The sequence below is a fragment of the Lelliottia sp. 7254-16 genome (genome assembly GCF_002922995.1).
GTDB lineage: Bacteria > Pseudomonadota > Gammaproteobacteria > Enterobacterales > Enterobacteriaceae > Enterobacter > Enterobacter jeotgali.
Genome location: NZ_PQVS01000001.1, coordinates 68,881 through 95,879 on the forward strand (window position 1 = coordinate 68,881; position 26,999 = coordinate 95,879).

22 protein-coding genes and 1 pseudogene are annotated in these 26,999 nt (G+C 53.3%); 13 read left to right on the forward strand and 10 right to left on the reverse strand.

Annotation, left to right across the window (positions count from 1 at the left end; all coding sequences use genetic code 11):
* Window positions 1–2: 2 nt before the first annotated feature.
* A complete protein-coding gene (locus tag C3708_RS00370) occupies window positions 3–1,190 on the reverse strand; it encodes a serine hydrolase (RefSeq protein WP_103949069.1) in 1,188 nt (395 codons plus the stop codon).
* 193 nt (window positions 1,191–1,383) lie between these two features.
* Between C3708_RS00370 and C3708_RS00375 the strand changes: the two genes are divergently transcribed.
* Window positions 1,384–1,899: a phospholipase D family protein gene (locus C3708_RS00375; RefSeq protein WP_103946394.1), complete on the forward strand. Its 516-nt coding sequence runs from the start codon at window positions 1,384–1,386 to the stop codon at window positions 1,897–1,899.
* A 102-nt stretch (window positions 1,900–2,001) separates the two neighbouring features.
* On the opposite strand, the gene C3708_RS00380 is transcribed toward C3708_RS00375, so the two are convergent.
* Window positions 2,002–3,519, reverse strand: coding sequence for a YdgA family protein (locus C3708_RS00380; protein WP_103949068.1), 1,518 nt, complete (start codon window positions 3,517–3,519; stop codon window positions 2,002–2,004).
* An 87-nt stretch (window positions 3,520–3,606) separates the two neighbouring features.
* Complete coding sequence (gene manA / locus C3708_RS00385) at window positions 3,607–4,782, reverse strand: mannose-6-phosphate isomerase (RefSeq protein WP_103949067.1); 1,176 nt, start codon at window positions 4,780–4,782, stop codon at window positions 3,607–3,609.
* A gap of 201 nt (window positions 4,783–4,983) precedes the next feature.
* Between manA and fumA the strand changes: the two genes are divergently transcribed.
* Together fumA and fumC are read left to right on the forward strand one after the other, a co-directional pair.
* Window positions 4,984–6,630 carry a class I fumarate hydratase FumA gene (gene fumA / locus C3708_RS00390; RefSeq protein WP_095281841.1) on the forward strand — a complete coding sequence of 549 codons (1,647 nt, stop codon included), beginning with the start codon at window positions 4,984–4,986 and terminating at the stop codon, window positions 6,628–6,630.
* Between the two features lie 241 nt (window positions 6,631–6,871).
* A complete protein-coding gene (gene fumC, locus C3708_RS00395; protein ID WP_103949066.1) occupies window positions 6,872–8,266 on the forward strand; it encodes a class II fumarate hydratase in 1,395 nt (464 codons plus the stop codon).
* Here fumC and tus read toward each other — a convergent pair whose 3' ends face one another.
* Window positions 8,267–9,196 (reverse strand): DNA replication terminus site-binding protein, encoded by a 930-nt coding sequence (gene tus / locus C3708_RS00400; RefSeq protein WP_103949065.1) that lies wholly within the window; start codon window positions 9,194–9,196, stop codon window positions 8,267–8,269.
* Between the two features lie 239 nt (window positions 9,197–9,435).
* Here tus and nikA point away from each other — a divergent pair, with 239 nt between their 5' ends.
* From nikA to nikR, 6 genes are read left to right on the forward strand one after another with little or no spacing between them, the layout of a single operon-like run.
* On the forward strand, window positions 9,436–11,007 hold the full coding sequence (gene nikA, locus C3708_RS00405; RefSeq protein WP_103949064.1) for a nickel ABC transporter substrate-binding protein: 1,572 nt from the start codon (window positions 9,436–9,438) through the stop codon (window positions 11,005–11,007).
* Window positions 11,007–11,951 (forward strand): nickel ABC transporter permease subunit NikB, encoded by a 945-nt coding sequence (gene nikB, locus C3708_RS00410; RefSeq protein WP_103949063.1) that lies wholly within the window; start codon window positions 11,007–11,009, stop codon window positions 11,949–11,951. Before nikA ends, nikB begins: the two co-directional genes overlap by 1 nt.
* Window positions 11,948–12,781 (forward strand): nickel ABC transporter permease subunit NikC, encoded by an 834-nt coding sequence (gene nikC / locus C3708_RS00415; RefSeq protein ID WP_103949062.1) that lies wholly within the window; start codon window positions 11,948–11,950, stop codon window positions 12,779–12,781. Before nikB ends, nikC begins: the two co-directional genes overlap by 4 nt.
* Entirely contained in the window at window positions 12,781–13,545 is a 765-nt protein-coding gene (nikD, locus tag C3708_RS00420) for a nickel import ATP-binding protein NikD (RefSeq protein ID WP_103949061.1), read from the forward strand. The genes nikC and nikD overlap by 1 nt, the downstream gene beginning before the upstream one ends.
* Window positions 13,542–14,315, forward strand: coding sequence for a nickel import ATP-binding protein NikE (nikE, locus tag C3708_RS00425; protein WP_103972655.1), 774 nt, complete (start codon window positions 13,542–13,544; stop codon window positions 14,313–14,315). The genes nikD and nikE overlap by 4 nt, the downstream gene beginning before the upstream one ends.
* Before the next feature lie 15 nt (window positions 14,316–14,330).
* The gene (gene nikR, locus C3708_RS00430; protein ID WP_095281849.1) at window positions 14,331–14,732 is read left to right on the forward strand and encodes a nickel-responsive transcriptional regulator NikR; all 402 of its coding nucleotides are present in this window, start codon (window positions 14,331–14,333) and stop codon (window positions 14,730–14,732) included.
* Here nikR and rstB read toward each other — a convergent pair.
* Window positions 14,729–16,036, reverse strand: a complete 1,308-nt coding sequence (gene rstB / locus C3708_RS00435) for a two-component system sensor histidine kinase RstB (RefSeq protein WP_103949060.1) — start codon at window positions 16,034–16,036, stop codon at window positions 14,729–14,731. The genes nikR and rstB overlap by 4 nt on opposite strands.
* 29 nt (window positions 16,037–16,065) lie before the next feature.
* A pseudogene (locus C3708_RS23745) lies at window positions 16,066–16,431 on the reverse strand (tyrosine-type recombinase/integrase); the annotation flags it as partial.
* Window positions 16,432–16,999: 568 nt separating this feature from the next.
* Here C3708_RS23745 and C3708_RS00450 point away from each other — a divergent pair.
* Window positions 17,000–18,922: an acyltransferase family protein gene (locus C3708_RS00450; protein ID WP_103949058.1), complete on the forward strand. Its 1,923-nt coding sequence runs from the start codon at window positions 17,000–17,002 to the stop codon at window positions 18,920–18,922.
* A gap of 158 nt (window positions 18,923–19,080) precedes the next feature.
* Here the strand turns inward: C3708_RS00450 and rstA are convergent, their stop codons facing one another.
* The gene (gene rstA, locus C3708_RS00455) at window positions 19,081–19,797 is read right to left on the reverse strand and encodes a two-component system response regulator RstA (protein WP_103949057.1); all 717 of its coding nucleotides are present in this window, start codon (window positions 19,795–19,797) and stop codon (window positions 19,081–19,083) included.
* Between the two features lie 128 nt (window positions 19,798–19,925).
* On the opposite strand from rstA, the gene C3708_RS00460 reads away from it, so the two are divergent.
* On the forward strand, window positions 19,926–20,261 hold the full coding sequence (locus tag C3708_RS00460) for a GlpM family protein (protein WP_095281854.1): 336 nt from the start codon (window positions 19,926–19,928) through the stop codon (window positions 20,259–20,261).
* Here C3708_RS00460 and folM read toward each other — a convergent pair.
* From folM to ydgH, 3 genes are all read right to left on the reverse strand, one after another.
* Window positions 20,258–20,980 carry a dihydromonapterin reductase gene (folM, locus tag C3708_RS00465; RefSeq protein ID WP_095281855.1) on the reverse strand — a complete coding sequence of 241 codons (723 nt, stop codon included), beginning with the start codon at window positions 20,978–20,980 and terminating at the stop codon, window positions 20,258–20,260. The genes C3708_RS00460 and folM overlap by 4 nt on opposite strands.
* A 40-nt stretch (window positions 20,981–21,020) precedes the next feature.
* On the reverse strand, window positions 21,021–22,403 hold the full coding sequence (locus tag C3708_RS00470) for an amino acid permease (RefSeq protein WP_103949056.1): 1,383 nt from the start codon (window positions 22,401–22,403) through the stop codon (window positions 21,021–21,023).
* Window positions 22,404–22,587: 184 nt separating this feature from the next.
* On the reverse strand, window positions 22,588–23,532 hold the full coding sequence (gene ydgH, locus C3708_RS00480; RefSeq protein ID WP_095281858.1) for a DUF1471 family protein YdgH: 945 nt from the start codon (window positions 23,530–23,532) through the stop codon (window positions 22,588–22,590).
* A 535-nt stretch (window positions 23,533–24,067) separates the two neighbouring features.
* Here ydgH and pntA point away from each other — a divergent pair.
* Together pntA and pntB are read left to right on the forward strand one after the other, a co-directional pair.
* Complete coding sequence (pntA, locus tag C3708_RS00485) at window positions 24,068–25,597, forward strand: Re/Si-specific NAD(P)(+) transhydrogenase subunit alpha (protein ID WP_103946380.1); 1,530 nt, start codon at window positions 24,068–24,070, stop codon at window positions 25,595–25,597.
* A 10-nt stretch (window positions 25,598–25,607) separates the two neighbouring features.
* Window positions 25,608–26,996: a Re/Si-specific NAD(P)(+) transhydrogenase subunit beta gene (gene pntB, locus C3708_RS00490; RefSeq protein WP_095281860.1), complete on the forward strand. Its 1,389-nt coding sequence runs from the start codon at window positions 25,608–25,610 to the stop codon at window positions 26,994–26,996.
* The last annotated feature ends 3 nt before the right edge of the window (window positions 26,997–26,999 follow it).

Consider the following 26,999-nt stretch of genomic DNA (forward strand, 5'->3'; position numbering starts at 1 on the left):
CGTCAGTTTGCAGCGAGGGTTTTCGGCTGTTTTGCCAGGTGCGTCAGGATCGTCTGGCCAATGTAGTTGCTCCAGTTAAAGCTATTTTGTAGCACGATCACCGCATTCTGATTTTGCTTATCAAAACCAATGTAACTGGAATATCCACCAATATACCCCACCTGATAGGTCATTTTCTGACCGTTCATTTCGTCACTCACCCAGGCAATATTGGCGGCCTCTTTCTGCCGGTAATAGTAGGTGCGGGTGACGTCTTTAAACGTCTGATTGAGTGCGTCTTGATCGGTAGGGCTGAAGTGCGCTCGGGCGTAGGTCGCAAGATCGCGGGCGCTGCTGTACAGGCTGGCCGCAGCGGTCATATTGTGCTGGAAATGCCAGTCCGGCGTGAGCTCTCCACGGGGGATCAATTTGGGCTGATCGCCAGCATGACCGAGTGCGCGATACGGATAAGACTTGAGCCGCTCTGGCCTGTAACTGCTGTTACTCATGTGCAACGGGGCAAATATCTCGCGCTGTGCCAGTGCTTCAATGGGCTCTTCGGCGTGCCTTTGCAAAATGTAGCCCAGAATGGCATAGCCGATATTTGAATACTGCGGTGCGTGAGAGTCGGGGGCGTCGAAATCGCTCAGATAAGTCAGGACGTTGTTGCTATCAAGCTCTGAATAAAAGTTCTCACCGGTGCTGAAATAACGCATAAGATTTTCCAGCGTCAACAGATCCATAGGTTGACGCGGCAAACCGGAGGTGTGAGTCACCAGCTGTAGCAGGGTGATATTTTTCGCATCAGGGCTTAACGGCGTGTCGGCAGGCAGCAGGGTGTCGAGCGTATCCGTCCAGTTGAGTTTTCCCTCATTGACCAGCAGCGTGGTCACTTCGGCGGTGACACCTTTACTCAACGAACCCAGGGCGAACAATGTATCAGGATTGATGGGGTGGCGATTTTTCTCGTCAGTGACACCGTAACTGTGAAATTCGGCGGGACCATTATGCTGAATAATCGCGACAATCATCCCGGTGACGTTTTTATCCTGCATATACAGATGGATCATGGGGTCGATGCCGCGCCCGTAATCACCGACCACAATGTGAGCGCGTTTTTGTACCGGCATTTCCATTTGCGATAACGTACTGTTTCCACAGCCAGCTAACACCAACAGGGACAAGAGCAGTAATGGTGTTTTCATGTTCATTCTTGAAAGCTGACTGTGCCGCCCTGTCTGGAAAATGGAGCGCGTATTATACAAAGATTGCGGTTAGCGCGGCGCAGAATTTTGGCTATTTTCAGTCCGGCACGGTGTGTTGCGGTGATCCAGATCAAGAGCCACACCCGTTGAAGGATGCATATTCGGCGCTCCTGTTAAGTTCTGTAAAACGATTATCTTCATGCAAATCTTCAAAACTCTGCTCGCATTAGCGTTCATTCCCGCTGTTTCGATCGCCTCAAGCAATATTGAAGTCGGATTCTCACCGGAGGGCGGCGCCCAGGAACTGGTGCTGAAAACGATTAATAATGCCGAAAAATCGATCCGCATGATGGCCTTTTCATTCAGCGCCCCGGATGTGATGAACGCGCTGGTGGCGGCGCAAAAGCGCGGCGTTGACGTGCAAATTGTGATCGATGAGAAGGGAAACATCAGCGATAAAAGCCTGCTGGCGATGCGCTATGTGACGCAAAATGGCATCAAGCTGAGAACCGACGATCATTATCGAATTCAGCACGATAAAGTGATTATCGTCGACGGGTGCACGGTGGAGACCGGCTCATTCAACTTCGCCAAAACGGCGGAATACAAAAACTCGGAAAACGTGATTGTGATCCACAACGCCCCGGACCTGGTGGCGCAGTATCTTGCTCACTGGGAGAATCGCTGGCGACAGGGAGTGGATTTCTCGTCATAAAAAAAGCCGGGTGGCGGCTTCGCCTTACCCGGCCTACAAAACCCTTGATCGCACTGGCTCTTTAGGCCGGGTAAGCGCAGCGCCACCCGGCTTTTTTCACCGTTACTGCTGCGGAGCCGCAGGTTCAGCCGGTTCCGGCATTCCCAGCGTTGGCATTCCGAACATGCCGACGAAATCTTCCAGCGGCATTTTCTGCCCGTTCAGCGTGACCTGGCCGTTTGCGTATTGCAGGCTGGTGCCAATCACGTTGTCTTCAAGCGTCGTAATGCGGAACATCTGGCCCATCGCCGCCATGCCTTTCACTTGCTGGCTTGCCAGCTTCGCCGCATCGGCTTCGTTATAGCCTTCGAGCTTCGCTATTTGCGTCATAAACTCGGTAGCCATATCCACCGGAATGGTCAGTTTGCTATCGATGGACTTCACGTTGCGATCCACTTCCTGCGCCAGAGTCTGCGCTTCACCGGTCGCTGTTGCCGGATCTTTCAGGAACAGAGACAGATTAAAGTTGGTTTCGCCTTTGCCGTTTTTCCAGCTCAGGGGAGCAATGGTGATCACCGGTTCGCCTTTCAGCAGCAGCGGCAGGTTGCTTAACAGAGCATCCATTGCTTTTTGCTGATACAGCTCAGGATTTTTTGTCATCAGCTCTTTATCGGCCAGCAGCGCCTGGCTCTGAGCACGATACTGTTGGCTGAACTGGTGCCACGCCTGGCCGTCGATATTGCCGATTTTCAGCGTCAGTTTGCTGGAGCCCAGATCCTGATTCTGTACTTTCAGGCTATTCAGGCTGTAGTCCAGCTGGCTGTTCACGCTTTTGCCGTCTTTGGTGATTTCCGATTTGCCGTCCAGATTCATGCCTTCCAGCACGGCCATCTCTTTACCTTCCACGCCAAGTGACAATTTCTCAAGGCTAATTTTTTGATCGCCAATGCGTTCATCAAAGCTGGTCAGGCGGCTGTTACCGTCCAGTTTCAGGTTATTGAAGGTCATCTGGACCTTCTGATCGTATTCGTTCACCGCATTGACCAGTCCGCTTTCCGCTGTTCCACTCAGGGAAATTACGTTGCCTTCACGGTCCGCATCCAGTTTGAAATCGCCACCGCTGAAGGCGACTTTCTCTTCACCTTTTTCATAATTCAGCGCTTTCAGGGCGATATCAGAACTCGTATCACCGGCGTAGCTGATGCGGGTATCCACCACAAATGGCGATTCGTTTTTCGCCAGGTCGAACAGCGGTTTGGTCGCTTCGTTATTCACCAGCGTGGATTTAACCGACGCCATCGAAGGGATCAGATTGAAATGCTTAAGCTGAGCCAACGGGAATGGGCCGTGATCGACCACTTCGTTTAGTACCACGCTTTGACCGGCCTTCAGCCAGCCATTTTCACTGCCTGCAACGGGTTTAACCACCAGTTGCATGTGGCTCTTGAAGACGCCGCGCTGATAATCCTGATAGCTCAATTCCAGCCCGGCTTCGGGTGCCGTACGTTTAATTTCGCTGTTGGCCTGCGCCACCATTTCCGCCAGACGGCTCTCCAGCTGCTTACCGGTGAACCACGAAGCACCCGTCCAGACCACGCCTAATGCGACAACAACGCTAACCGCTACAACCGATTTTTTCATCGTGATTATCCCTAAAATGAAACCAGGCGGTAGAAACCGCCTGGTGATATAAAGCCTTTAACTAGCTTAGCAAGAGTGCCGATAAACTTATAGCTTATTGAAGACTCGAGCCAAACGGCCAGTGCCGCTGATGCTGATCGGTGACTCATTCGCCGCCACAAATGCCGATTCACCCGGTTTCTGCACCAGGCGCTGCTCACCTTTGCTCAGCACCGCTTCGCCTTCAACACAGAACAGGATCGCCGCGCTCTGCTGTGAAACCGCTGTCTCCGTTGCGCTCAGGTCATGCAGCGCAAAAGCGAAATCGTCAACCGGAATCGGGAAGTCCAGCTCTGCGCCGTTTTTCACCGGCTGAGTGAGCAGCTCTGCGGCAGGTTTCGCCACGAATTTCACGTTCGCCACCAGTTCAGGAATGTCGATGTACTTCGGCGTCAGACCGGCACGCAGGACGTTATCGGAGTTCGCCATCACTTCCAGCGCCACGCCTTGCAGGTAAGCGTGCGGCGTTTCGGCAAACAGGAACATCGCATCGCCCGGATTCAGCTTCACCACGTTCAGCAGCAGAGGGGAGAAGAGGCCGCTGTCGTTCGGGTAGAATTCAGAGATCAGGCGAATGGTCTGCCACGGTTCGCCCTGCTGGCTGTTCAGCGCGGCTTTCAGCACTGCCAGCGCGTGAGATTTTTCGTCGTCCTGCATGTTCAGCAGGCTGGCAAAAAGCTGGCTCAGGCCTGCCGCATCAGGGTTCTCGAGGAAATGGGCGATGGCATGATGGGCGCCTGCGACCGGTTGCAGCAGGGAGACAATCTCGGAGAACTCGCGAAAGGCGTTCATCGCCAGGAATGGCGTTAAGGCGAAAACCAGTTCCGGCTTGTGGTTCGGATCTTTGTAGTTACGCTCGGCGGCATTCAGCGGAATTCCGGCTTTATTCTCTTTTGCAAAACCGATTTCAGACGCTTTTTTGTTCGGGTGAACCTGAATAGACAGCGGCTGTGCGGCACACAGTACCTTGAACAGGAACGGCAATTCGCCGAAACGCTGGGCAACCGCATCACCGAGCAGCGCGGCTTTATCGGCGTCGATCACATCACGCAGAGAACGCACCTGACCGCTGGCGTCTTCAATTTTTGAGCTGCTCTTCGGATGCGCACCCATCCACAGTTCCGCCATCGGCAGATTGTCGGGATTGGCGATACCGTAGAGATCCGTTAACGCAGTTTGACTTCCCCAGGCATAGTTCTGCACTGAGTTGATGAGTTTTTGCATTATCAAGCCCTGTTTCAAATGTGGAATTATCTTCGCGTATTAAAGCAATAAACCGCGCGGAAGTAACCTGCGCATGTAAAAAGTCGTACTAGTCTCAGTTTTTGTTAAAAAATTGTGTAGGATAAGCAAACTCGCTTTTAAAGCAGGGCAGCGGAACATCTGCTCTTAAATAATCAGACCGAAGCAGTAAGTGAGAGAACAATGTCGAACAAACCCTTTCATTATCAAGATCCTTTCCCGCTGGCGAAGGATCAGACCGAATACTATCTGTTAACATCTGACCACGTCTCTGTCTCTGAATTCGAAGGGCAGGAGATCCTAAAAGTTGACCCCCAGGCGCTGACCTTGCTCGCGCAGCACGCCTTCCACGATGCCTCCTTTATGCTGCGTCCGGCGCATCAGCAGCAGGTTGCCGATATCCTGAGCGATCCGCAGGCCAGCGAAAACGACAAATACGTCGCGCTGCAATTCCTGCGTAACTCCGATATCGCTGCGAAAGGCATTCTGCCGACCTGTCAGGACACCGGCACGGCGATCATCACCGGCAAAAAAGGCCAGCGCGTCTGGACCGGCGGCGGCGACGAAGCCGCGCTGGCGCATGGCGTGTATAACACCTACATCGAAGATAACCTGCGCTATTCGCAAAATGCGGCGCTGGATATGTACAAAGAGGTGAATACGGGCACCAACCTGCCAGCGCAGATTGACCTCTACAGCGTCGACGGCGACGAGTACAAATTCCTGTGCATCGCCAAAGGTGGCGGTTCTGCCAACAAAACCTATCTGTATCAGGAAACCAAAGCGCTGCTCTCGCCGGGCAAGCTGAAAAACTATCTGGTCGAGAAGATGCGCACGCTCGGCACGGCTGCCTGTCCGCCGTATCACATTGCGTTTGTCATCGGCGGCACCTCGGCGGAAAGTACCCTGAAAACCGTCAAACTGGCGTCCACGAAATACTATGACGGTCTGCCGACGGAAGGGAACGAACACGGTCAGGCGTTCCGCGACGTTCAGCTTGAACAGGAACTGCTGATCGAAGCGCAAAACCTGGGCCTCGGCGCGCAGTTCGGCGGCAAATATTTCGCCCACGACATCCGCGTCATTCGTTTGCCGCGCCACGGTGCGTCTTGCCCGGTCGGAATGGGCGTCTCCTGTTCGGCGGATCGCAACATTAAAGCGAAGATCAACCGCGACGGTATCTGGATCGAAAAACTGGAAAACAACCCAGGGAAATACATCCCGGAAGAGCTGCGCAAAGCCGGTGAAGGCGAAGCGGTTCACGTTGACCTTAACCGTCCGATGAGCGAGATCCTGGCGCAGCTGTCCCAGTATCCGGTTTCGACGCGTTTGTCGCTGAACGGCACCATTATCGTCGGGCGCGACATTGCTCACGCCAAGTTGCAGGAGCGTCTGGAGAACGGCGAAGGTCTGCCGCAGTACGTGAAAGATCACCCGATTTACTACGCGGGACCGGCGAAAACGCCAGACGGTTATGCCTCGGGTTCACTTGGCCCGACCACGGCAGGACGCATGGATTCCTATGTGGATCAGCTGCAGGCCAACGGCGGGAGCATGATCATGCTGGCGAAAGGCAACCGCAGCCAGCAGGTGACGGATGCCTGTCATAAACACGGCGGATTCTATCTCGGGAGCATCGGTGGTCCGGCTGCGGTTCTGGCGCAGGGCAGCATCAAGAGCCTGGAGTGCGTGGAATACCCGGAACTGGGGATGGAAGCTATCTGGAAAATTGAAGTGGAAGATTTCCCGGCGTTTATCCTCGTGGATGACAAAGGCAACGACTTCTTCAAACAGATCCAGTCGTCCCAGTGTTCGGCGTGTGTTAAGTAGTTTTTAAACAGTGCCGGGTGGCGGCTTCGCCTTACCCGGCCTACAAAACCTTGGGTCTGTAGGTCGGGTAAGCGAAGCGCCACCCGACACAAAAACCGTAGAATCCCGGACCTGGCGATACTTAACCGCCACCCGGCAAATAAAGAGCGCACAAAGCGCCATACCGTTTTTTTGAAGCAAACAATACTTAATCCAGCATGTGAGCAATGTCCCCCATTTCATTGTTATCAAGGAGAAAGTAATGACCACCACACGTCGCGAGAACGATTCAATGGGCGCTATCGACGTCCCGGCTGACAAGCTATGGGGCGCGCAAACCCAGCGCTCGCTGGAGCATTTCCGTATCTCAACGGAGAAAATGCCCGTCTCGCTGATCCACGCTCTGGCGCTGACCAAACGCGCCGCCGCAAAAGTTAACCAGGATTTAGGCCTGCTTCCCGCCGAGAAAGCGACGGCTATCATCAGTGCCGCCGATGAAGTGCTGGCTGATAAACACCCCGACGAATTCCCGCTCGCCATCTGGCAGACCGGCTCCGGCACGCAAAGCAACATGAACATGAACGAAGTGCTGGCCAACCGCGCAAGCGAACTGCTGGGCGGCGTGCGCGGCATGGAGCGTAAAGTTCACCCGAACGATGACGTCAATAAAAGCCAGAGCTCCAACGACGTCTTCCCGACGGCGATGCACGTCGCGGCGATCGTTGCGCTGCGCGAACACCTCATTCCGCAATTGAAGGTGCTGACCCAAACTCTGAGCCAGAAATCACAGGCGTTCGGCGATATTGTTAAAATTGGTCGCACTCATTTACAGGATGCCACGCCGTTGACGCTCGGCCAGGAGATTTCCGGCTGGGTGGCGATGCTGGAGCATAACCTCAGACATATCGATAATAGCCTGCCGCATCTGTCTGAGCTGGCGCTGGGCGGCACGGCGGTCGGTACCGGGCTGAATACCCACCCGGAATATGCGGTGCGCGTGGCGAAAGAGTTGGCAGAGATCACCGGTCAGCCGTTTGTGACCGCACCAAACAAATTCGAAGCCCTCGGCACCTGTGACGCATTAGTCCATGCCCACGGTGCGCTGAAAGGGCTGGCGGCGTCGCTAATGAAAATCGCCAACGACGTGCGCTGGCTGGCGTCCGGCCCACGCTGTGGTATCGGGGAAATCAGTATTCCGGAAAACGAGCCTGGCAGTTCGATCATGCCGGGAAAAGTGAATCCAACGCAGTGCGAAGCCGTGACCATGCTGTGCTGCCAGGTTATTGGCAACGACGTGGCGGTGAATCTTGGCGGGGCATCGGGCAACTTTGAGCTTAACGTCTATCGCCCGATGGTTATCCATAACTTCCTGCAATCGGTGCGCCTGCTGGCAGACGGGATGGAAAGTTTTAACGAACACTGCGCGACGGGGATAGAGCCGAACCGGGAGCGCATCAGTCAGCTGCTGAATGAATCCCTGATGCTGGTGACCGCGCTCAACACCCATATTGGCTACGATAAAGCGGCAGAAATTGCCAAAAAAGCGCACAAAGAGGGGTTAACGCTAAAAGCCTCTGCGCTGGCGCTGGGCTATCTGAGCGAAGCCGAATTTGATCTCTGGGTGCGTCCGGAAGAGATGGTCGGTAGCCAGAAGTAATCACTCCGCCACATACAGGTGCAGCCGTGGGATAATCAATCGCAGCGGCTGTGCCTGCGGTTTATAACGGTGCTGAATATTTTCGGCATCGTAGTTCAGCAGCTCCCCGATATCGGGCACCATCGCCCCCTGGTCGGTGTCGTACAGCGCAATCAACGGCGTCGGGCAGGCGTACTGCACCTGTTTTTGCTCACCGGAATACCAGACGCGCGCAATCGGCTGCACTTTCACCGGACGTTTGATTTTGAGCCGCGCATCGGCAGGCAGCGCGGCGATATTCTCGTACTCCTGTTCGAGACGCTCAATCCACTGCTCGCGCGACCAGGGCGCCATAGTGCGCGGGGATTTGAGACTCTTCTCCAGCATCGACAGCACCTCATTACGGGTGAAATTCTTGATGATGTGCTTGTTCGCCCAACCAAAGCGCAAAGTCGCTGGCTTGCGCAGCAGGGTCAGCGAGCGGTAAGCGTTGAGAGTAATCAGACCCGGCAACTGGCGATGCACCCACTCAAAGCGCGCGGCAGGGGCCAGACCAGACTCTTCGGTGACGATTTTCTCAAACGCGGCCTTCAGCGTATTAATCTGTGAGATCTGATTTTCGATCTGCTCGCGAAGGGGGGCATCGCATTGCAGGCAGATGACGCCCGGCAGGCGCACGGCGGCTTTGCTGCTGCGATTTTCTGACTGCTGCTGGATAAACAGATGGCGGTAGTGGGCAATCGTCAAATCCAGCGCCTCTTTTCCGACGTGCTGTTTCACCTCAATCACATCCAGCGGATCGTGTTCCGCCCCTTTAACCACATCCGGCAAGCTAAAGACGCGCGCGGCCAGCAGCCGACAGCTTTTCAGCCGTTCGCTCAGGCTCATCAGTTCATGTTCAATCTGGTGAAAGGTCGAGTTCAGCCGTTCGAGAAGATCGTAAGTCGCCATAATACGCCCATAGTAGTTACAACATACTTATTATATAGCACAGTACGCCTGGTCAGGCTACGGTGCGAATTGGGTCGGGCAGGGTAAAGCTGTGCTTATTGATTGGGATTTAAATATACGAATTTTGTATATTTTCTGTCTCCCGCGCCCCGTCGGTTGATCCAGGACAGCTTAAAAGTATGATGAAAACCTAAAATCGTCACACGTTTTAGCTACCCCGAAAGGGTAAGAGGCAACTTTTGTCCAGATCTGGCCGTTTTGTCTGCGCGCTGCTGGCGTGCGTGTCGTTTTTCGCGCAGGCAGGCGCACCCGACGAACTCACAACCGCGTGGCCCGTCAATGTAGGACCGCTCAATCCCCATCTTTATACGCCCAATCAAATGTTTGCTCAAAGCATGGTGTACGAGCCACTGGTGAAATACCAGACCGATGGTTCGGTTAAACCCTGGCTGGCGAAAAGCTGGACCCACTCGGCGGATGGCAAAACCTGGGTATTTAGGTTGCGTGACAATGTCACATTTTCCAACGGTGAACCCTTCACTGCTCAGGCCGCCGCCGAGAACTTCCGTGCGGTTCTGGATAACCGTCAGCGCCACGCCTGGCTGGAACTGGCCCGGCAGATTGTCGAGGTTAAAGCGCTCAATAACACCGAGCTGCAAATTACGCTGAAAAGCGCCTATTACCCGTTCCTGCAAGAACTCGCGCTGCCGCGTCCTTTCCGCTTTATCGCGCCGTCGCAGTTTAAAAATAACGAAACGATGAACGGCATTACCGCGCCTATTGGCACCGGTCCGTGGGTGCTTAAAGAGTCAAAACTCAATCAATACGACGTACTGGTGCGCAACGAGCACTACTGGGGCGAAAAGCCCGCCATCCGCCAGATTACGGTGAAAGTCATCCCGGACCCAACCACCCGCGCCGTGGCCTTTGAAACGGGGGATATTGACCTGCTTTACGGCAACGAAGGGTTGTTACCGCTGGATACCTTTGCCCGCTTTAGCCAAAGCGTACACTATCGTACTCAGCTTTCTCAGCCCGTCGAAACGGTGATGCTGGCGCTTAACTCCGCCAAAACGCCGACGGACGATCTCGCCGTGCGCGAAGCGCTGAACTACGCGGTCAACAAAAAATCCCTGATTGACAACGCCCTGTACGGTACGCAGCAGGTGGCGGAGACGCTGTTTGCTCCGACAGTGCCTTACGCGAACATTGGCCTGAAACCGCGTCAGTACGATCCGCAACAGGCGAAAGCGCTGCTGGAACAGGCCGGATGGAAGGCGCACAGCGGAAAAGCGATCCGCGAGAAAAACGGTCAGCCGCTGCGGATTGAACTGTCTTATATCGGCACCGATGCTCTGAGCAAATCAATGGCGGAAATCATTCAGGCCGATATGCGTCAGGTGGGCGTCGATGTGGCACTGATAGGGGAAGAGGAGAGCAGCATTTACGCTCGTCAGCGCGACGGTCGCTTTGGCATGATCTTCAACCGCACCTGGGGCGCGCCCTACGACCCGCATGCTTTTATGAGCTCAATGCGCGTTCCCTCTCATGCCGATTACCAGGCTCAGCTGGGCCTCGCAGATAAACCGGTTATCGACAAAGAGATCGGCGAAGTGCTTTCGACGACCGATGAAACGCAGCGTCAGGCGTTGTACCGCGATATCTTAACTCGCCTGCACAACGACGCGGTTTATCTGCCCATCAGCTATGTGTCGATGATGGTGGTGGCGAAACCAGCGCTGGGCGTGATCCCGTTCGCGCCCATCGCGTCCGACATTCCGTTTGAACAGATCCAGCCGGTGAAACCCTGATGGGGCGCTATATTTTGCGGCGCATACTGCTGCTGGTCCCGATGATATTCGCCGCCTCGGTGATTATCTTTCTGATGCTGCGTCTTGGGACCGGCGATCCGGCGCTGGATTATCTTCGTCTGTCGAATCTGCCGCCCACGCCGGAAATGGTTGCGTCGACGCGGGTGATGCTCGGGCTGGATCAGCCTTTAATCGTGCAGTACGGCACCTGGCTTTGGCGTGCGTTGCATCTCGATTTCGGGGTGTCATTCGCCACTCAGCGCCCGGTGCTGGACGATGTTCTGAATTTTTTGCCTGCCACGCTGCTGCTGGCCGGTGCGGCGCTGGTGCTGATCTTGCTCACGTCGGTGCCGCTGGGGATTTGGGCAGCGCGTCATCGTGACCGTCTGCCCGATTTTATTGTGCGGGTGATTTCGTTTCTCGGTGTCTCGATGCCTAACTTCTGGCTCGCCTTCCTGCTGGTGATGTGCTTCTCGGTATGGCTCAAATGGCTCCCGGCGATGGGCTACGGTGACTGGCAGCATTTGATTCTGCCCGCCGTGTCAATTGCGTTTATGTCGTTGGCGATCAATGCCCGACTGCTGCGGGCCAGCATGCTCGACGTCGCCGGACAGCGCCACGTCACCTGGGCGCGTTTGCGCGGTCTGAATCACAAGCAAACCGAGCGGCGTCACATTCTGCGCAATGCCTCGCTGCCGATGATCACCGCCGTGGGGATGCATATCGGCGAGCTGATTGGCGGGACGATGATCATTGAGAACATCTTTGCCTGGCCGGGTGTGGGGCGCTATGCGGTCTCGGCGATTTTTAACCGCGACTATCCGGTCATCCAGTGCTTTACGCTGATCATGGTGGTGGTGTTTGTCCTCTGCAATCTGGCGGTGGATGTGCTGAACGCGGCGCTCGACCCGCGCATTCGTCGTCATGAAGGAGCGCACGCATGAATTTCTATCGTTCCGCGCGTCTTTCCGTTCGCCTGGCGCTGGTCATCATCGCGTTGCTGGCGCTGGTTGCGCTGACCAGCCAGTGGTGGCTGCCGTTTGATCCGCAGGCGATTGACTTGCCTTCGCGGCTGTTGTCGCCGGACAGCCAGCACTGGCTGGGCACCGACCATCTCGGGCGCGACATTTTTTCTCGTTTGCTGGCGGCCACCCGCGTGTCGCTCGGCTCAGTGATGGCCTGCCTGCTGTTAGTGCTGATAGTAGGGATGGTGGTTGGTGGCGCTGCCGGGCTGCTCGGCGGGCGAGTCGATCAGCTCGCCATGCGCGTCGCCGATATGTTCATGACCTTTCCGACCTCGATTCTGTCGTTCTTCCTCGTGGGCGTACTGGGGACGGGGCTGACCAACGTCATCATCGCCATCGCGCTGTCCCACTGGGCCTGGTATGCGCGGATGGTGCGCAGTCTGGTGATCGCCCTGCGCCAACGAGAATTTGTCCTCGCGTCACGCCTTTCAGGAGCCGGAAATCTACGCATTTTTATCGATCATCTCACCGGGGCTGCACTGCCGTCGCTGCTGGTGCTGGCGACGCTCGATATCGGCCATATGATGCTGCACGTCGCCGGGATGTCCTTCCTCGGCTTAGGCGTGACCGCGCCAACCGCCGAATGGGGCGTGATGATCAACGATGCGCGCCAGTATATCTGGACGCAGCCGCTGCAAATGGTCTGGCCTGGGGTGGCGCTATTTATCAGCGTAATGGCCTTTAATCTGGTGGGTGACGCCCTGCGCGATCACCTCGATCCTCATCTGCTCACGGAGCATGCCCACTGATGCCACAACGTATTGATTTACAGAATCTCGTGCTTGAAGCGGATCGCCCGCTGGTGAAAGGCGTTTCTTTGACGCTCAGGCGTGGACGCGTGCTGGCGCTGGTCGGCGGAAGTGGCAGTGGGAAATCCCTGACCTGCGCGGCCATGCTTGGCGTGTTGCCCGCCGGTGTGCGTCAGACGGCGGGCCAGATTCTGGCGGACGGCAGGTTAATCGCGCCGGATTGCCTTCGCGGAATGAAGATCGCCACTATTATGCAAAACCCGCGCAGCGCCTTTAACCCGCTGCATACCATGACGACGCACGCCCGCGAAACCTGTCTGGCGCTGGATAAACCGTCAGACGCCAGGGCGCTTATCGCCGCGCTGGAAGCCGTTGGGCTGGAGGAGGCGTCGCGGGTGCTGAAGCTTTATCCGTTCGAAATGAGTGGTGGCATGTTACAGCGGATGATGATCGCCATTGTGATGCTGTGCGATGCGCCGTTTATCATCGCCGATGAACCGACCACCGATCTGGATGCCGTGGCGCAGTCGCGGATTCTCGATCTGCTGGACAGCATCATGCAAACTCGCGCACCTGGAATGCTGCTGGTGACGCACGATATGGGCGTGGTTGCTCGACTGGCGGATGACGTGGCGGTAATGGATAACGGCGTGATTGTGGAGCAGGGCGAGGTTGACGCGCTGTTTCGTGCGCCGACGCATCCGGTGACGCGCGGTCTGGTGTCGGCACATCTGGCGCTGTATGGCATGGAGTTAACGTCATGACCTTACTGTCTGTTTCTGCACTTTCGCATCAGTATATGCCTTCAGAGCGGGTGCTTAACGATGTCGCCATGAGCCTCAAAACCGGCGAAACCGTGGCTCTGTTGGGCCGCAGCGGCTGTGGGAAAAGCACGCTGGCGCGTTTGCTGGTGGGGCTGGAATCCCCCGGCCAGGGCGAGGTGTTCTGGCGGGGCGACTCGCTTTCACAGCTCAATCGGGCCAGACAAAAAGCGTTTCGTCGCGAGATTCAGATGGTGTTTCAGGATGCGATCAGCGCGGTAAATCCGCGTAAAACCGTCAGTGAAATCCTGCGCGAGCCGATGCGCCATCTTCTGTCCTTATCTAAAACCGAGCAGATAATCCGATCCCGCGAACTGCTGCGTGCGGTAGAACTGGATGATGCGCTTCTCACTAAACGTCCTCCACAGCTGAGCGGGGGTCAATTGCAGCGCGTATGTCTTGCGCGGGCGCTGGCCGTTGAACCGAAGCTATTAATCCTCGATGAAGCGGTGTCGAATCTTGATCTGGTCTTGCAGGCGAACGTGATTCGCTTGCTTAAAAAACTCCAGCAACAATTCGGGACAGCGTGCCTGTTTATCACCCATGATCTGCGTCTGGTAGAGCGGTTTTGCGATCGGGTTATGGTGATGGAGGCCGGGAAAATCGTTGAGACCCAGACAATGGGTGCGGCGTTAACGTTTTTCTCTGACGCCGGACGCGAGCTACAAAACGCGGTACTTCCCCCATTCCCCGTGCGCCGACGCACCAGTTAATAAGGTTTACACCCGATGCAACGTGTCACTATTACCCTCGATGATGATTTGCTCCAGACGCTGGATAGCCTGAGTCAGCGCAGAGGTTACAACAATCGCTCGGAGGCGCTCCGCGATATTCTGCGCGGTGCGCTGGCGCAGGAAACGGCCCAGGAGCACGGCAGAAACGGGTTTGCGGTGCTGTCGTATGTGTATGAGCACGAGAAGCGCGATCTGGCGCGGCGGCTGGTTTCGACGCAACACCATCATCACGATCTGTCGGTGGCCACGCTGCACGTCCACGTTAGCCACGAGGATTGTCTGGAGATCGCGGTGTTAAAAGGTGATATGGGCGATATTCAGCATTTTGCCGATGATGTTATTGCCCAGCGTGGCGTGCGGCATGGGCATTTGCAGTGCTTACCTGACGAGGACTAAGTCCGTCCGACAGGGTCAGGAAGCGTGATATGGTGATAGACCGGCCAGCTAAAGCAGAACTTCGCGCCGCCTAATTCACTGGCGTCGCAGCTCACGTGGCCGCCCATTGCCTGGGCGATAGAGTGCACAATCGCCAGTCCCAGACCGCAGCCGCCCGTCGCCCGGTCGCGACTGGGGTCGAGGCGCACAAACGGCTCAAACACCCGCTCACGCTCGTCTGGCGCAATGCCTGGTCCGTCATCTTCCACCGCTAAATTGGCTTCGCTACCGTTCAAATGCAAGCTGATGCGAAGCTGGTTTTCGCTGTAACGCAGGGCGTTGTTGACCAGGTTATCCAGCACGCGCTCCATCAGGCGCATATCCAGCGCACCGTAATCGCCGGGGCTGTTATCCAGCAGCAGCGTGCGCTGTGGATTCACGCTTTGCACATCCTCAATATGACTGTGAATCCAGGCCGACAGGTCGGGCGTACTGAGTTTAAGCTCGTTCTGCGGGCGATCGAGTCGGGCGTAGGTCAGCAGCTCTTCGATCAGCGCTTCAAGCTGGCCCACATCACGATTAAGCGCCTGCAATTCTGCTTCCGTCAGGTTTTCACTCATCTCCAGGCGATAGCGCAGGCGCACCAGCGGGGTACGCAGTTCGTGTGCGATGCCGTCAATCAATAACTTTTTACTGGCGATCAGGGCATTAATGTTATCGGCCATCTGGTTAAACGCCACGCCCAGACGCTCAAAGCTGGAGGCGCTGTCAAAGTGGATACGTTCGGTAAGATGCCCGTCGCCAAAACGCTGCGCGGCGGATTCCAGACGCAACATATCCTGCCAGTGCGGGCGCATCCAGATAAAAACCGGAAAGGCCAGCGAGATAGCGATAAACGCCAGCAGCGCCATATCGAGCAGACGCATCTGATGCAAAAAATACAAATAGGGTACGGGACCGACCGCCAGCACGTAATGGCTGCGCGGAATACGCTGAATAAAAGTGTACTGATCGTCTAACGCCACGATGTCTCCATCGCGCAGGCGTTGCGTCGTAGGGGCATCGAGATCGTAATTTTTAAGCGGTTCGATGCGCATATTAAACGACAGATTCAGGTCCAGTTCTTTCAGCGTGCGCGCCCAATCATGCGGCGGGATCTCACGCAATTCGCTGCGCATCAGATACAGCGAGCTTTTCATCAGGTCATCCAGCGACTGCTTGCCCGCGCGCTCGGCGGTAAACTTATAGACCAGCCCGACCAGCATGGTCATCACCAGAAAACAGACAAACAGCAAAAGATAAAACTGCACAAACAGCTTTTTCATGAAATCACACCATAAATACAATGAGTTAGCTAAACTGATTTTACCTTCAGGGGCACTATGGGGGCAGTGTTGTATTCATCTATGCGCTTGTTGAGGAACGCAATCTGATCGCCGTCCAAAGCATGTATCCAGGCAGAGTAAACGGTATAAACCATCTGTGCATTTTCATGTCCCATTTGAGTTGCTATGAAAGCAGGGTTTGCCCCGGCTGACAATAACCAACATGCAAACGTATGGCGCGTTTGATAAGGGCGGCGGCGTCGGATGTTCGCTCTCCGAACGGCCACGTTCCAGATCGAGTTAATCGAGCCAAGATTATGTGCAACCTGCTTATCTCTCAATGCCCTCGGCATAATAACAAAATTCAAATACTGGGTTTCGCTTCTTCCAAACTCTCAGTGCTGAATAGTAATAGGCAGCGTTGGGGAAATGGTCAGTCATTTTTATGCATTCAGCGCGCTAAGGGTTGAATCAAGTAATTTAATGGTTCTGATGGCCTTGCCTAAACCTGATGATAGCTTTCGCCATCTAATGGCCCCCGCGGGATTAGATGCATTGAGAATCGCTGAGGCTCAACTAAAAGCAGACCGCAAAATCATAGTTTGTCTATTTGAGTGTAAGTTGATGATAAGTAACTACATTAAAGTGATTGAAGTAAAGTGCATCCATGATGTGCCTTCTGGCAGTTGGTGAGATTTACCTTTAGAGATGCCCGAAAATAGCCTTTGGAACACTGAGGTAAAGTCGTGTCCTTTACGTAGGCTAACTGGGGAGGTCTAAGATGAAGCATAATTTCATTTTTTTACATTAGAGATCAAGTTCTGACAAGTAACATTGATGTCTTACATTAACTCAGTAGAAATCACTTTTAAAAGCAATCAGCAATATTTTGTAACCTAATCTTCATCACGAGACAGGTATGTGGTAGATTGCCGTTTTGCGATTTGAATTGTGAGACAGTAAGTGACTGTTACCTCAGTAAAAAACAAAACTAATTATCGTGCAGACATAGACGGGTTACGCGCCATCGCGGTCATTTCCGTTATATTGTATCATTTTGATGTTAGTGGCTTTAATGGTGGGTTTGTTGGTGTAGATATCTTTTTTGTTATTAGTGGCTATTTGATAACGAAAGGAATAGTCTCAGCCTTTACGAAGGATAAGTTTTCTTTTTCAGATTTTTATTTACGAAGAACCCGCAGACTGATTCCAGCTTTATTGGTTGTTATATTTTTAACATTTATATTTTCTTTTTATTTACTTGGGCCAGCTGACTTTGCCTCTTTTTCTGGTTCCGTTGTATATTCTCTCGCAGGGATTTCAAATTTTTATTTCTGGATGCAATCCGGATATTTTGATAGTTTTTCTAATATCAAGCCTCTGTTACATACCTGGTCTCTGAGTGTTGAGCTTCAATTCTATTTGTTGTGGCCTATAATTGTAATAGGTATTGTAAAGTATCTGAAGGGTGTTTATAGATTTATTTCTGTATTGATATTTATCATCTGCTTCTCCTGTGTTTCATTTTACTATTTAAATGTCGATTCTAGTGGTGCATTCTATCTCCCTTGGTTTAGGATGCATGAGTTTGTTATTGGGGCTATTGTGGTGTTCTGTGATGGGGTTCGAATTCGCAGACATATGAGTAGCTTTTTATATATTCTAGGATTGGCTTTGGTGTTAATTCCAATATTTTTTTATGACATAAAAAACATATCTTTCCCCGGGTATTTCGCTTTAATTCCATGTGTCGGCGCGGCATTGCTTATTTTTTCAGGCGAGGGTTCAATTTTTAGAATCTTTACAGCTAATAAAGTAGCGAGCCATATTGGAGAAATAAGTTATTCTTTATATCTAGTCCATTGGCCTTTATATGTGTTGTGGTCCTACGTCCTCGTTGCAAAACCTTCCATAATGTGGATTGTTTTAATGTGCTGCGCGACTATAATTGCAAGTTACTTGTTATACTATTGTGTAGAGCGTAAATTTAGATTTCAGACAAACAAATCACTTAGTGGCCCGGCGTTCACTATGGTATGTATGGCGTTCATTGTTTTTCTGACTTTGCCGGCAGCCACAAGTTGGGCAAATAAGGGCTGGGAATGGCGACTACCTAAAGAAGTCCAGAATATTAATAATCTCTCGTCTGAGGTAGCTAAGGATTATACTTGGCAACTACAATCAGCGTTGGTAAAACGTGATAGCTTTGATTCAAGTCATTCAAAACAGAGAGTTCTTGTAATTGGCGATTCACAGTCTGCAGATGTTATAAATATGATGAATGAATCGGGGGCGATAAACAAATTTGATGTAATTGCACGCACAGTGGATTATCAATGCGCAACGCCTTATGTTAATGAGAAAGAGTCTGGAGAGTTCTTTAATAAAATAAATAAAAGAACAATAGCGGATCCTGGACGCATCCCTAAGTGTCTTAAACAAATAGCTGCCGCAACAGATCCTAAACTTCTGGCTACAGCAGATAGAATATATGTGGCAATGTTTTATGAGAATAACCTTGATTCATATGTTCAAAAAGGCATTGAGTTTATAAAAGATAATTCAAAAGCGGAAATATATGTGTTTGGGCGGAAAAACCTTTCTAAAAGTAGTATTGATATAGTCAATGCCTTCGGTCGTTTATATGGTGTTGATAAATATGCTCATGGGTTTGTAGATAAAGATGCTTTGATAATAAATGCTAACCTGGGGAATATCAAAGGTGTTAAGTTTATTGACTTGTTGAGTTTTGTTTGCCCCGATGAATTTACGTGTAGGGTACTTACTCGAGACAATAAACCCATTTTTTATGATTATGTTCATTTGACAAAATACGGTGCGAAATCGATAGGGAACGCATTATTTGTTAATCTTAAAGATATTTAATTAAAACCCGCTTCGGCGGGTTTTTTCTTTAATGCTAAACTTACTAAAGAGCTGTAAATAGACCGATTTAGTTCCACGTATTTTTTGAGATCCCAGCCAGATGATGTCGTAGTCGGTACTCCTCCGGCATCTTTGGCCTTATTGGCTATTGAAAATCATCAGGTTTCCCAGGCGTGCGGCGCGAACAAGTAGCCTTTGTTACGCACGGTTTTGATGCGGTATGGTTCGGTGGCGTTATCCAGCAGCTTTTTACGCAGGCGCGAAATGGCCACGTCAACGCTGCGATCCATACCATCGTAGCTCACGCCGCGCAGGTTTTTCAGCAGAGCATCGCGATCCATAATTTGTCCGGCGTGGGTGGCAAGCTCCCACAGCAGGTCAAAATCAGCGGTCGAGAGGGCAATATCCACGCCGGAAAGTAATACCTGGCGGTTAACGGGATCGATAGATAAGGTGCCGAAGCGCATCGCTTTGTGCGGTGTGAGTGCAGCAGAAGGGGGTTGGCTCTCGGTTGCAACACGCTGGCGCAGGTGCAGACGCAGACGCGCCAGCAGCACCGCAGGCGGCGTGGTTTTGAGAATATAATCGTTGGCACCCATTTCCAGCGACAAAATATGGTTCATGTCGCTGTCGAGCGACGTGAGCAGCACGATTGGACCATCCCACTGCGCGCGCAGATCGCGACACACGGTCATCCCGTCTTTGCCGGGCAGCATGATATCCAGCAGTACCAGGTCGGGTTTCTCGCGCAGCACCACTTCTTCAGCCCGGTCGCCACGCGGCTCAACGATAACATCCATATCGTGTTTTCCCAGATAGGCGGCGATTAGCTGGCCGACTTCGGGTTCATCCTCAACAAAAACGATCTTATTCATACAACGTCTGTTTTCGCGAAAAAAGCCAACATACACCGCGCAACCTTAACCTTCCATTAATCTTTCAAAATTAACCTCAGTTCCGTTATTCTGGGCTTAATTGTTGTTTGATTGTTAAGGGAAAATGGATGGCGCTTTTGATCAAAGCCGCGCTGGGTGCGCTGGTGGTGGTGCTGATTGGCATTTTAGCGAAGACTAAAAATTACTATATCGCCGGGCTGATCCCGCTATTTCCGACCTTTGCGCTGATTGCCCATTATATTGTGGCCTCTGAGCGGGGAATTGAGGCGCTGCGGACCACCATCGTGTTTGGCATGTGGTCGATCATTCCCTATTTTATCTATCTGCTTTCCCTGTGGTATTTCACCGCCATGATGCGCCTTCCGCTGGCGCTGGGCGGCGCCGTGGTGTGCTGGAGCCTCAGCGCCTGGGTGTTGATATTCTTCTGGAGCCGTTTTCACTAATTCAGCGGACGGCCGCCGTCCACGCCAAACGAACGACCGGTGACATAGCAACTGGTCAGCAGGTAGTCGATAAGGTCAATGACCTCTTTCTCGCCCGGTGCGATTTTCATCAGCGATTTATTGAGCGCTTTCTGGCGATATTCCGCATCGTCATCGTCGTTGAACATAATCAATGACGGGGCGATGGCATTGACCTTGACCTCCGGGGCCAGCTTGCGGGCGAACGAACGGGTCATGTTATCCAGCGCCGCCTTGCTCGCCGCATAGGCGATATGTTTGTCGCTCCCGCGCTCCACCACATAATCGGTAAAGTGAATAATATCGCTGGCGGCATGACCGTGCCCGCAGAGTAAATCCTGCAACGCATGATTGAGCAGATAGGGGGCGTGAACGTGGATTTGCATCATCGCTGCGAGAGTCTCACTGAGCGGCGTTCCCGGCTTTTCAGCCTGCCAGGCGCTGGCGTTATGCACGATGGCGCGCAGGCCGCCAGTGGCCGATTTTACGTTATCGGCAAAGTCGAGAATCCCGGCATCCGTAGAGAAATCAGCTTGAATGCACACCGCGCCAGCGCGTCTTAATCCTTCGATGGAGCCGTATTCAGTACGGTAGCTGACAATCACCGGCTGGTGTTGGTTAAGAAAGTGGTGGGCAAGGGCGAGGCCGATACGTCGGCCTGCACCCGTAATGAGAATCGGGCGTTGCTGTGTGTTTCCCATCGTGTTCTCCTTTTCCGTTCGACAATGGGAAAAACGTCGCTTATCCCATCAACATCCACGTTGCCGGTACGGCAGCAACCAGTAACATGCCAATCAATGCCATTTCACGGCGCTTCAAGGCGTGTCCGAGCTGATGCGTGCGGCGGGCGTAGATAAACACCAGCAGGCCCGGTGCGTACAGCACAACGGACAGCAGCAGATGCATTGGCCCTGACGCATACAATAACCATAACCCATAGACGCAGGCACCGACACCGACCACGTAATGTGCCGGGCGGGTGGCTATTTTTAGCAAATATGCGCCGACTAAGAAATAGGGTACCAGAATCATTTCGGAGGCGATGGTCAGCAGGGTGTTATAGTCTGAGCCTGTGAGCCAGATCAGCACCAGACAGACCTGCACGCTGATGTTGGTCAGCCACAGCGATGCGGAAGGCGCGCTGTTTTTATTCTGACGGGCGAACAGACGCGGGAAGGCTTTATGCGTCGCGGCCAGGAACGGCACTTCAGCTGCCATAATGGTCCAGCTCAGGTATGCGCCGCAGACCGAGACAATCAGCCCTGCGGCAATCACCACATCGCCCCAGGAACCCATCATTTTGACCATCAGACCCGCCATCGACGGATTACGCATTTCAGCAAGCTCTGGGCGAGCCACCACACCGATAGAAAGTAGCGTCACCAGCAGATAGACGCTGAGTGCAGCCAGCACCGCCAGCAGCGTGGCCCGACCGACGTCGCGTTTGTTACGCGCTCGCGCCGACACCACCACCGCGCCTTCCACACCGATAAACACCCATAGGGTGATCAGCATGGTGTTTTTCACCTGTTCCCAGACCGGCACGCCGAGCGCGACACCGCTGAAATCGAGGCTGAACACATCGAGACGAAACGCGATAAACGCCAGAACAATGAACAGACCCAGCGGAACCAGTTTTGCCAGCGTTGCCACCAAATTGATGCTCGCCGCTGTCTGCACGCCGCGCAGTACCAGCCAGTGAACCAGCCACAGCAGCACTGAAGCACCGATGATGGATTGCCAGGTATTGCCATCACCAAAGAAGCGCAATTCAGGCGTATCGGTAAAGAAGCTCAGCGCGGAGAAGACGATCACCAGATAGGAGACATTAGCGATCACCGCACAGAGCCAGTAGCCCCAGGCAGAGCAGAAGCCAATCAGCTCGCCAAAACCTTCGCGAGCATAGGTAAATATGCCGCCGTCCAGCTCCGGGCGGATGCGCGTGAGTAAGAGCATGGCAAAGGCCAGCAGTAAGATCCCGACACCGGTGATCCCCCAACCGATGAGCAGCGCCGCTGGGCTGGCGACTTCCGCCATATTCTGCGGCAAACTGAATACGCCTGCGCCCAGCATGGAGCTTAAAACGAGCGCAGTTAAAGCGCTTAGGCCAAGTTTCTTTTCCATTGGCTTCCTGTTATGAAAGGTCCAAATCCAGAATAATTATTTCGCATAAGCGCATAAAAATGGTGGATCACACTAAGGCGCGGGATTTTACGGAGTGTCTTGCAGGCATGCAATGATGTGAGGCAGAAATTAGATAAAAGTTACAAAAAAGGCGGCATTGCGCCGCCTTTTCACACCTGTTTTGTTACTTGTACAGGTCAGCGCTGATGGTCATGTTATTACCACGTTCCTGCCACTGGCGGGTGATGTGATAATACTTAGCCCCTTTCTTCTGCGCACGCTTCGCCACCTGATAAGAGACTTCGGTCATGTTGCCGTAGTTTCCGGTGAACTTAATGCTGTCGAACGGAACCATCTGCGCAGCAGTGGTGTTGTTCAACTCTTCAATTTTAGTGCCGTCTGGCAGAGTGACAGTGTAACGGCCACCTTTGGTCGTCTGTGTTTCAAAGAAACGACCCACTTCAGCGCTTGGTGCCGCAGACATTGCTACGCCTGGGATCTCAACTTTCTTCGCTGCTTCGCCGCCTTTTGCAATGGCTGCGCGACCCGCATCAGAATCTGCCGGGATCACATCCGGGCTTTGCAGGACGCGTTTTTTCGCATCGGCTTTATAGATAAAAGCGGTGATACGCTGGTTGCCGCCCTGGTTGGCGTCAATCTGGCGCACGATATAGAAAGAGGCCGCGCCTTTGGCTTTTGCCGCTTTGGTGATGGCATCGTTCACTTCAGGCTGGGTGCGATAAAAACCCTGGATGGTGACAGTATCATAGGGCTCCAGGGCAATAGCCTGGTCCTTTGGCAGTTCGGTCACACCATTAATCACGCGGTTTTTCGGCGCGTCAGCTTTCGGCGCGTCGTTTTTATACAGTGCTACGATGACGCGCTGATTGCCGCTGTTACCGTAGTCAGATCGATCAACGACATAAAATGAGTCCGCGCCGACTTTATCGGCCTGCTTGGATGCGGCTTCAATGGTGTCGCCAATGGCGTTAAAACGACCGACAATGATTGCACGATCGTAAGGCTTCAACGCTGCCGCTTGCTCCGGCGTTAACTCTGTCGCTGCGTTAGCAGACAGGGCGGTCGCAGAAAGGAGTGCGGACGCCAGGAGAGTGTTCTTAAGCTTCATAAAAATAATCCTTCGCCTTGCGCAAACCAGGTACTGGTGTTGTTGTTAATTTGAAATCGTCGCCGATTATGGCATTTAAATCCCGTCGCTGTCTGCGCGATTTTTCACTCCCTGTGCTCCCGACAGGATCAAATTCGATAACATTTGCTGATATGTCGAGTAAACAGGCGTTTGAGCAGTAAAACTGATTAAGCATATGACTTTTACAAGTTAATTTAATGTTAATAAGTTGTTTTAATACGGCGCTATATCATGTTTTTACCGCTTCGCTTGAGCTATTTATCGGGCCTGGCGATGAAATTAAGGTAAATATCGCTGTCAGAGACGGCGATCACTTATTTTTCACAGATAAAGTCAGAAATAGTGTTTTCTTGCTGTAGATCACAGGCGGTATTTTCAGTAGGTTATAGAAAGTTTGTTACTGTTTTATTTTCCGCGGTTTTTCATCCGGCAGAGCGAGCACGTATCGAATGCTTATGCAAACCACGGTCATTTATCGACAAACCATCATCAAGAACCGATGGAAGGGAAAACTATGCGTATTGGGGTACCAAAAGAACGGTTAGCCAATGAAACCCGCGTTGCTGCCACGCCGAAAACGGTTGAGCAGTTACTTAAACTGGGTTTCACCGTCGCGGTAGAAAGCGGCGCGGGTAAACTGGCGAGCTTCGATGACGAGGCATTTATTCAGGCTGGCGCCGAGATTGTGGGCGAGGCTGAAATTTGGCAAGCGCCGGTGATTCTGAAGGTGAACGCGCCAACCGAGAGCGAAATTGCGCTGTTGAATCCTGGGACGACGCTGGTGAGTTTCGTCTGGCCTGCACAGAACCCGGAGCTGATGGAAAAGCTCGCCGCGCGCGGTGTTACCGTGATGGCGATGGACTCCGTGCCGCGTATTTCGCGCGCCCAGTCGCTGGATGCGCTGAGTTCTATGGCGAATATCGCCGGTTATCGTGCGATTGTTGAAGCTGCCCATGAATTTGGCCGCTTCTTTACCGGTCAAATCACTGCTGCGGGTAAAGTTCCGCCAGCAAAAGTGATGGTGATTGGTGCGGGTGTCGCCGGTCTTGCCGCGATCGGCGCGGCCAACAGCCTCGGCGCCATCGTTCGCGCCTTTGATACCCGCCCGGAAGTAAAAGAACAGGTCCAGAGTATGGGCGCAGAGTTCCTTGAGCTGGATTTCAAGGAAGAAGCGGGCAGCGGTGATGGCTACGCCAAAGTGATGTCCGAAGCGTTCATCAAAGCGGAAATGGAACTGTTTGCGGCCCAGGCTAAAGATGTCGATATCATCGTCACCACGGCGCTGATCCCGGGTAAACCGGCTCCGAAGCTGATCACCCGTGAAATGGTTGATTCGATGAAAGCCGGCAGCGTGATTGTCGATCTGGCCTCCCAGAACGGCGGTAACTGCGAATACACCGTGCCAAACGAAGTGATGACTACGGCGAATGGCGTAAAAATCATCGGTTATACCGACTTGCCAGGCCGTCTGCCTACACAATCTTCCCAGCTGTATGGCACCAACCTTGTTAATTTGCTGAAACTGCTGTGCAAAGAGAAAGACGGCAACGTGGTGGTTGATTTTGATGATGTGGTGGTACGCGGCGTTACGGTCATCCGTGATGGCGAAATCACCTGGCCTGCACCGCCGATTCAGGTTTCTGCACAACCGCAAGCCGCAGCGAAAGCCGCTCCTGCACCAAAAGAACCGCCTAAACCCGTTTCTCCGTGGCGTAAATATGCGCTGATGGCGCTGGTGATTATCCTGTTCGGCTGGCTGGCGGACGTGGCGCCGAAAGAGTTCCTCGGCCACTTTACCGTCTTTGCGCTGTCGTGCGTGGTTGGTTATTACGTGGTGTGGAACGTGTCTCACGCGCTGCATACGCCGCTGATGTCGGTCACAAACGCCATTTCAGGGATTATTGTGGTGGGTGCGTTACTGCAGATTGGTCACGGCGGCTGGATTAGCTTCCTGAGCTTTATCGCGGTGCTTATCGCCAGTATCAATATTTTCGGTGGTTTCACCGTGACTCAGCGCATGCTGAAAATGTTTCGTAAAGGCTAAGGGGTAGCATATGTCTGGAGGATTAGTCACAGCGGCATATATTGTTGCTGCAATCCTGTTTATTTGCAGTCTGGCGGGGCTTTCCAAACACGAAACGTCGCAGCGCGGGAACCACTTCGGTATCGCGGGTATGGCGATCGCCTTGATTGCCACCATCTTCGGGCCGGATACCGGCAACGTCGCGTGGATCCTGGTGGCGATGATCATCGGTGGTGCGATTGGTATTCGTCTGGCGAAACGTGTGGAAATGACCGAAATGCCAGAGCTGGTCGCGATTCTGCACAGCTTTGTCGGTCTGGCGGCGGTACTGGTAGGCTTTAACAGCTACTTGTATCACGAACCGGGCATGGAACCGATTCTGGTCAATATTCATCTGACCGAAGTGTTCCTCGGGATCTTCATCGGTGCGGTGACCTTTACCGGGTCTATCGTGGCGTTTGGCAAATTGCGCGGCAAGATTTCGTCTAAACCGCTGATGCTGCCAAACCGTCATAAAATGAACCTGGCGGCGCTGGTGGTTTCGTTCCTGCTGCTGGTGGTGTTCGTACGCACCGAAAGCACAGGTATGCAGGTTCTGGCGCTGCTGGTGATGACCGTCATTGCACTGGCGTTTGGCTGGCATCTGGTAGCGTCTATCGGCGGGGCGGATATGCCGGTGGTGGTGTCGATGCTGAACTCCTACTCCGGTTGGGCGGCAGCGGCGGCGGGCTTTATGCTCAGCAACGACCTGCTGATCGTTACCGGTGCGCTGGTGGGTTCCTCGGGTGCGATCCTGTCGTACATCATGTGTAAGGCGATGAACCGTTCGTTCTTCAGCGTGATCGCCGGTGGCTTTGGCACCGACGGCGCGTCGTCCAGCGGTGATGAAGAAGTCGGTGAGCACCGTGAAATCACGGCAGAAGACACCGCCGAGATGCTGAAAAACTCGCATACAGTAATCATCACCCCAGGCTACGGCATGGCGGTGGCGCAAGCTCAGTATCCGGTGGCCGAAATCACTGAGAAGCTGCGTGCTCGCGGGATCAAAGTTCGCTTTGGTATTCACCCGGTGGCAGGGCGTTTGCCTGGTCACATGAACGTGCTGCTGGCAGAGGCGAAAGTGCCTTACGACGTAGTGCTGGAAATGGATGAGATCAACGATGATTTCACCGATACCGACACGGTGCTGGTTATCGGCGCTAACGACACGGTGAACCCGGCGGCGCAGGACGACCCTGGCAGCCCGATCGCGGGTATGCCGGTGCTGGAAGTGTGGAAGGCGCAGAACGTGATTGTCTTCAAACGCTCGATGAATACCGGGTATGCTGGTGTGCAGAACCCGCTGTTCTTCAAAGAGAACACCCACATGCTGTTTGGCGATGCCAAAGCCAGCGTGGATGCGATTCTGAAAGCGCTGTAAATG

Bases quoted from the DNA above. Each gene is read 5' to 3' on its own strand.
- C3708_RS00370 (WP_103949069.1), bottom strand. From the start codon at position 1,190: ATGAACATGAAAACACCATTACTGCTCTTGTCCCTGTTGGTGTTAGCT.
- C3708_RS00375 (WP_103946394.1), top strand. From the start codon at position 1,384: ATGCAAATCTTCAAAACTCTGCTCGCATTAGCGTTCATTCCCGCTGTT.
- C3708_RS00380 (WP_103949068.1), bottom strand. From the start codon at position 3,519: ATGAAAAAATCGGTTGTAGCGGTTAGCGTTGTTGTCGCATTAGGCGTG.
- manA (WP_103949067.1), bottom strand. From the start codon at position 4,782: ATGCAAAAACTCATCAACTCAGTGCAGAACTATGCCTGGGGAAGTCAA.
- fumA (WP_095281841.1), top strand. From the start codon at position 4,984: ATGTCGAACAAACCCTTTCATTATCAAGATCCTTTCCCGCTGGCGAAG.
- fumC (WP_103949066.1), top strand. From the start codon at position 6,872: ATGACCACCACACGTCGCGAGAACGATTCAATGGGCGCTATCGACGTC.
- tus (WP_103949065.1), bottom strand. From the start codon at position 9,196: ATGGCGACTTACGATCTTCTCGAACGGCTGAACTCGACCTTTCACCAG.
- nikB (WP_103949063.1), top strand. From the start codon at position 11,007: ATGGGGCGCTATATTTTGCGGCGCATACTGCTGCTGGTCCCGATGATA.
- nikC (WP_103949062.1), top strand. From the start codon at position 11,948: ATGAATTTCTATCGTTCCGCGCGTCTTTCCGTTCGCCTGGCGCTGGTC.
- nikD (WP_103949061.1), top strand. From the start codon at position 12,781: ATGCCACAACGTATTGATTTACAGAATCTCGTGCTTGAAGCGGATCGC.
- nikE (WP_103972655.1), top strand. From the start codon at position 13,542: ATGACCTTACTGTCTGTTTCTGCACTTTCGCATCAGTATATGCCTTCA.
- nikR (WP_095281849.1), top strand. From the start codon at position 14,331: ATGCAACGTGTCACTATTACCCTCGATGATGATTTGCTCCAGACGCTG.
- rstB (WP_103949060.1), bottom strand. From the start codon at position 16,036: ATGAAAAAGCTGTTTGTGCAGTTTTATCTTTTGCTGTTTGTCTGTTTT.
- rstA (WP_103949057.1), bottom strand. From the start codon at position 19,797: ATGAATAAGATCGTTTTTGTTGAGGATGAACCCGAAGTCGGCCAGCTA.
- C3708_RS00460 (WP_095281854.1), top strand. From the start codon at position 19,926: ATGGCGCTTTTGATCAAAGCCGCGCTGGGTGCGCTGGTGGTGGTGCTG.
- folM (WP_095281855.1), bottom strand. From the start codon at position 20,980: ATGGGAAACACACAGCAACGCCCGATTCTCATTACGGGTGCAGGCCGA.
- C3708_RS00470 (WP_103949056.1), bottom strand. From the start codon at position 22,403: ATGGAAAAGAAACTTGGCCTAAGCGCTTTAACTGCGCTCGTTTTAAGC.
- ydgH (WP_095281858.1), bottom strand. From the start codon at position 23,532: ATGAAGCTTAAGAACACTCTCCTGGCGTCCGCACTCCTTTCTGCGACC.
- pntA (WP_103946380.1), top strand. From the start codon at position 24,068: ATGCGTATTGGGGTACCAAAAGAACGGTTAGCCAATGAAACCCGCGTT.
- pntB (WP_095281860.1), top strand. From the start codon at position 25,608: ATGTCTGGAGGATTAGTCACAGCGGCATATATTGTTGCTGCAATCCTG.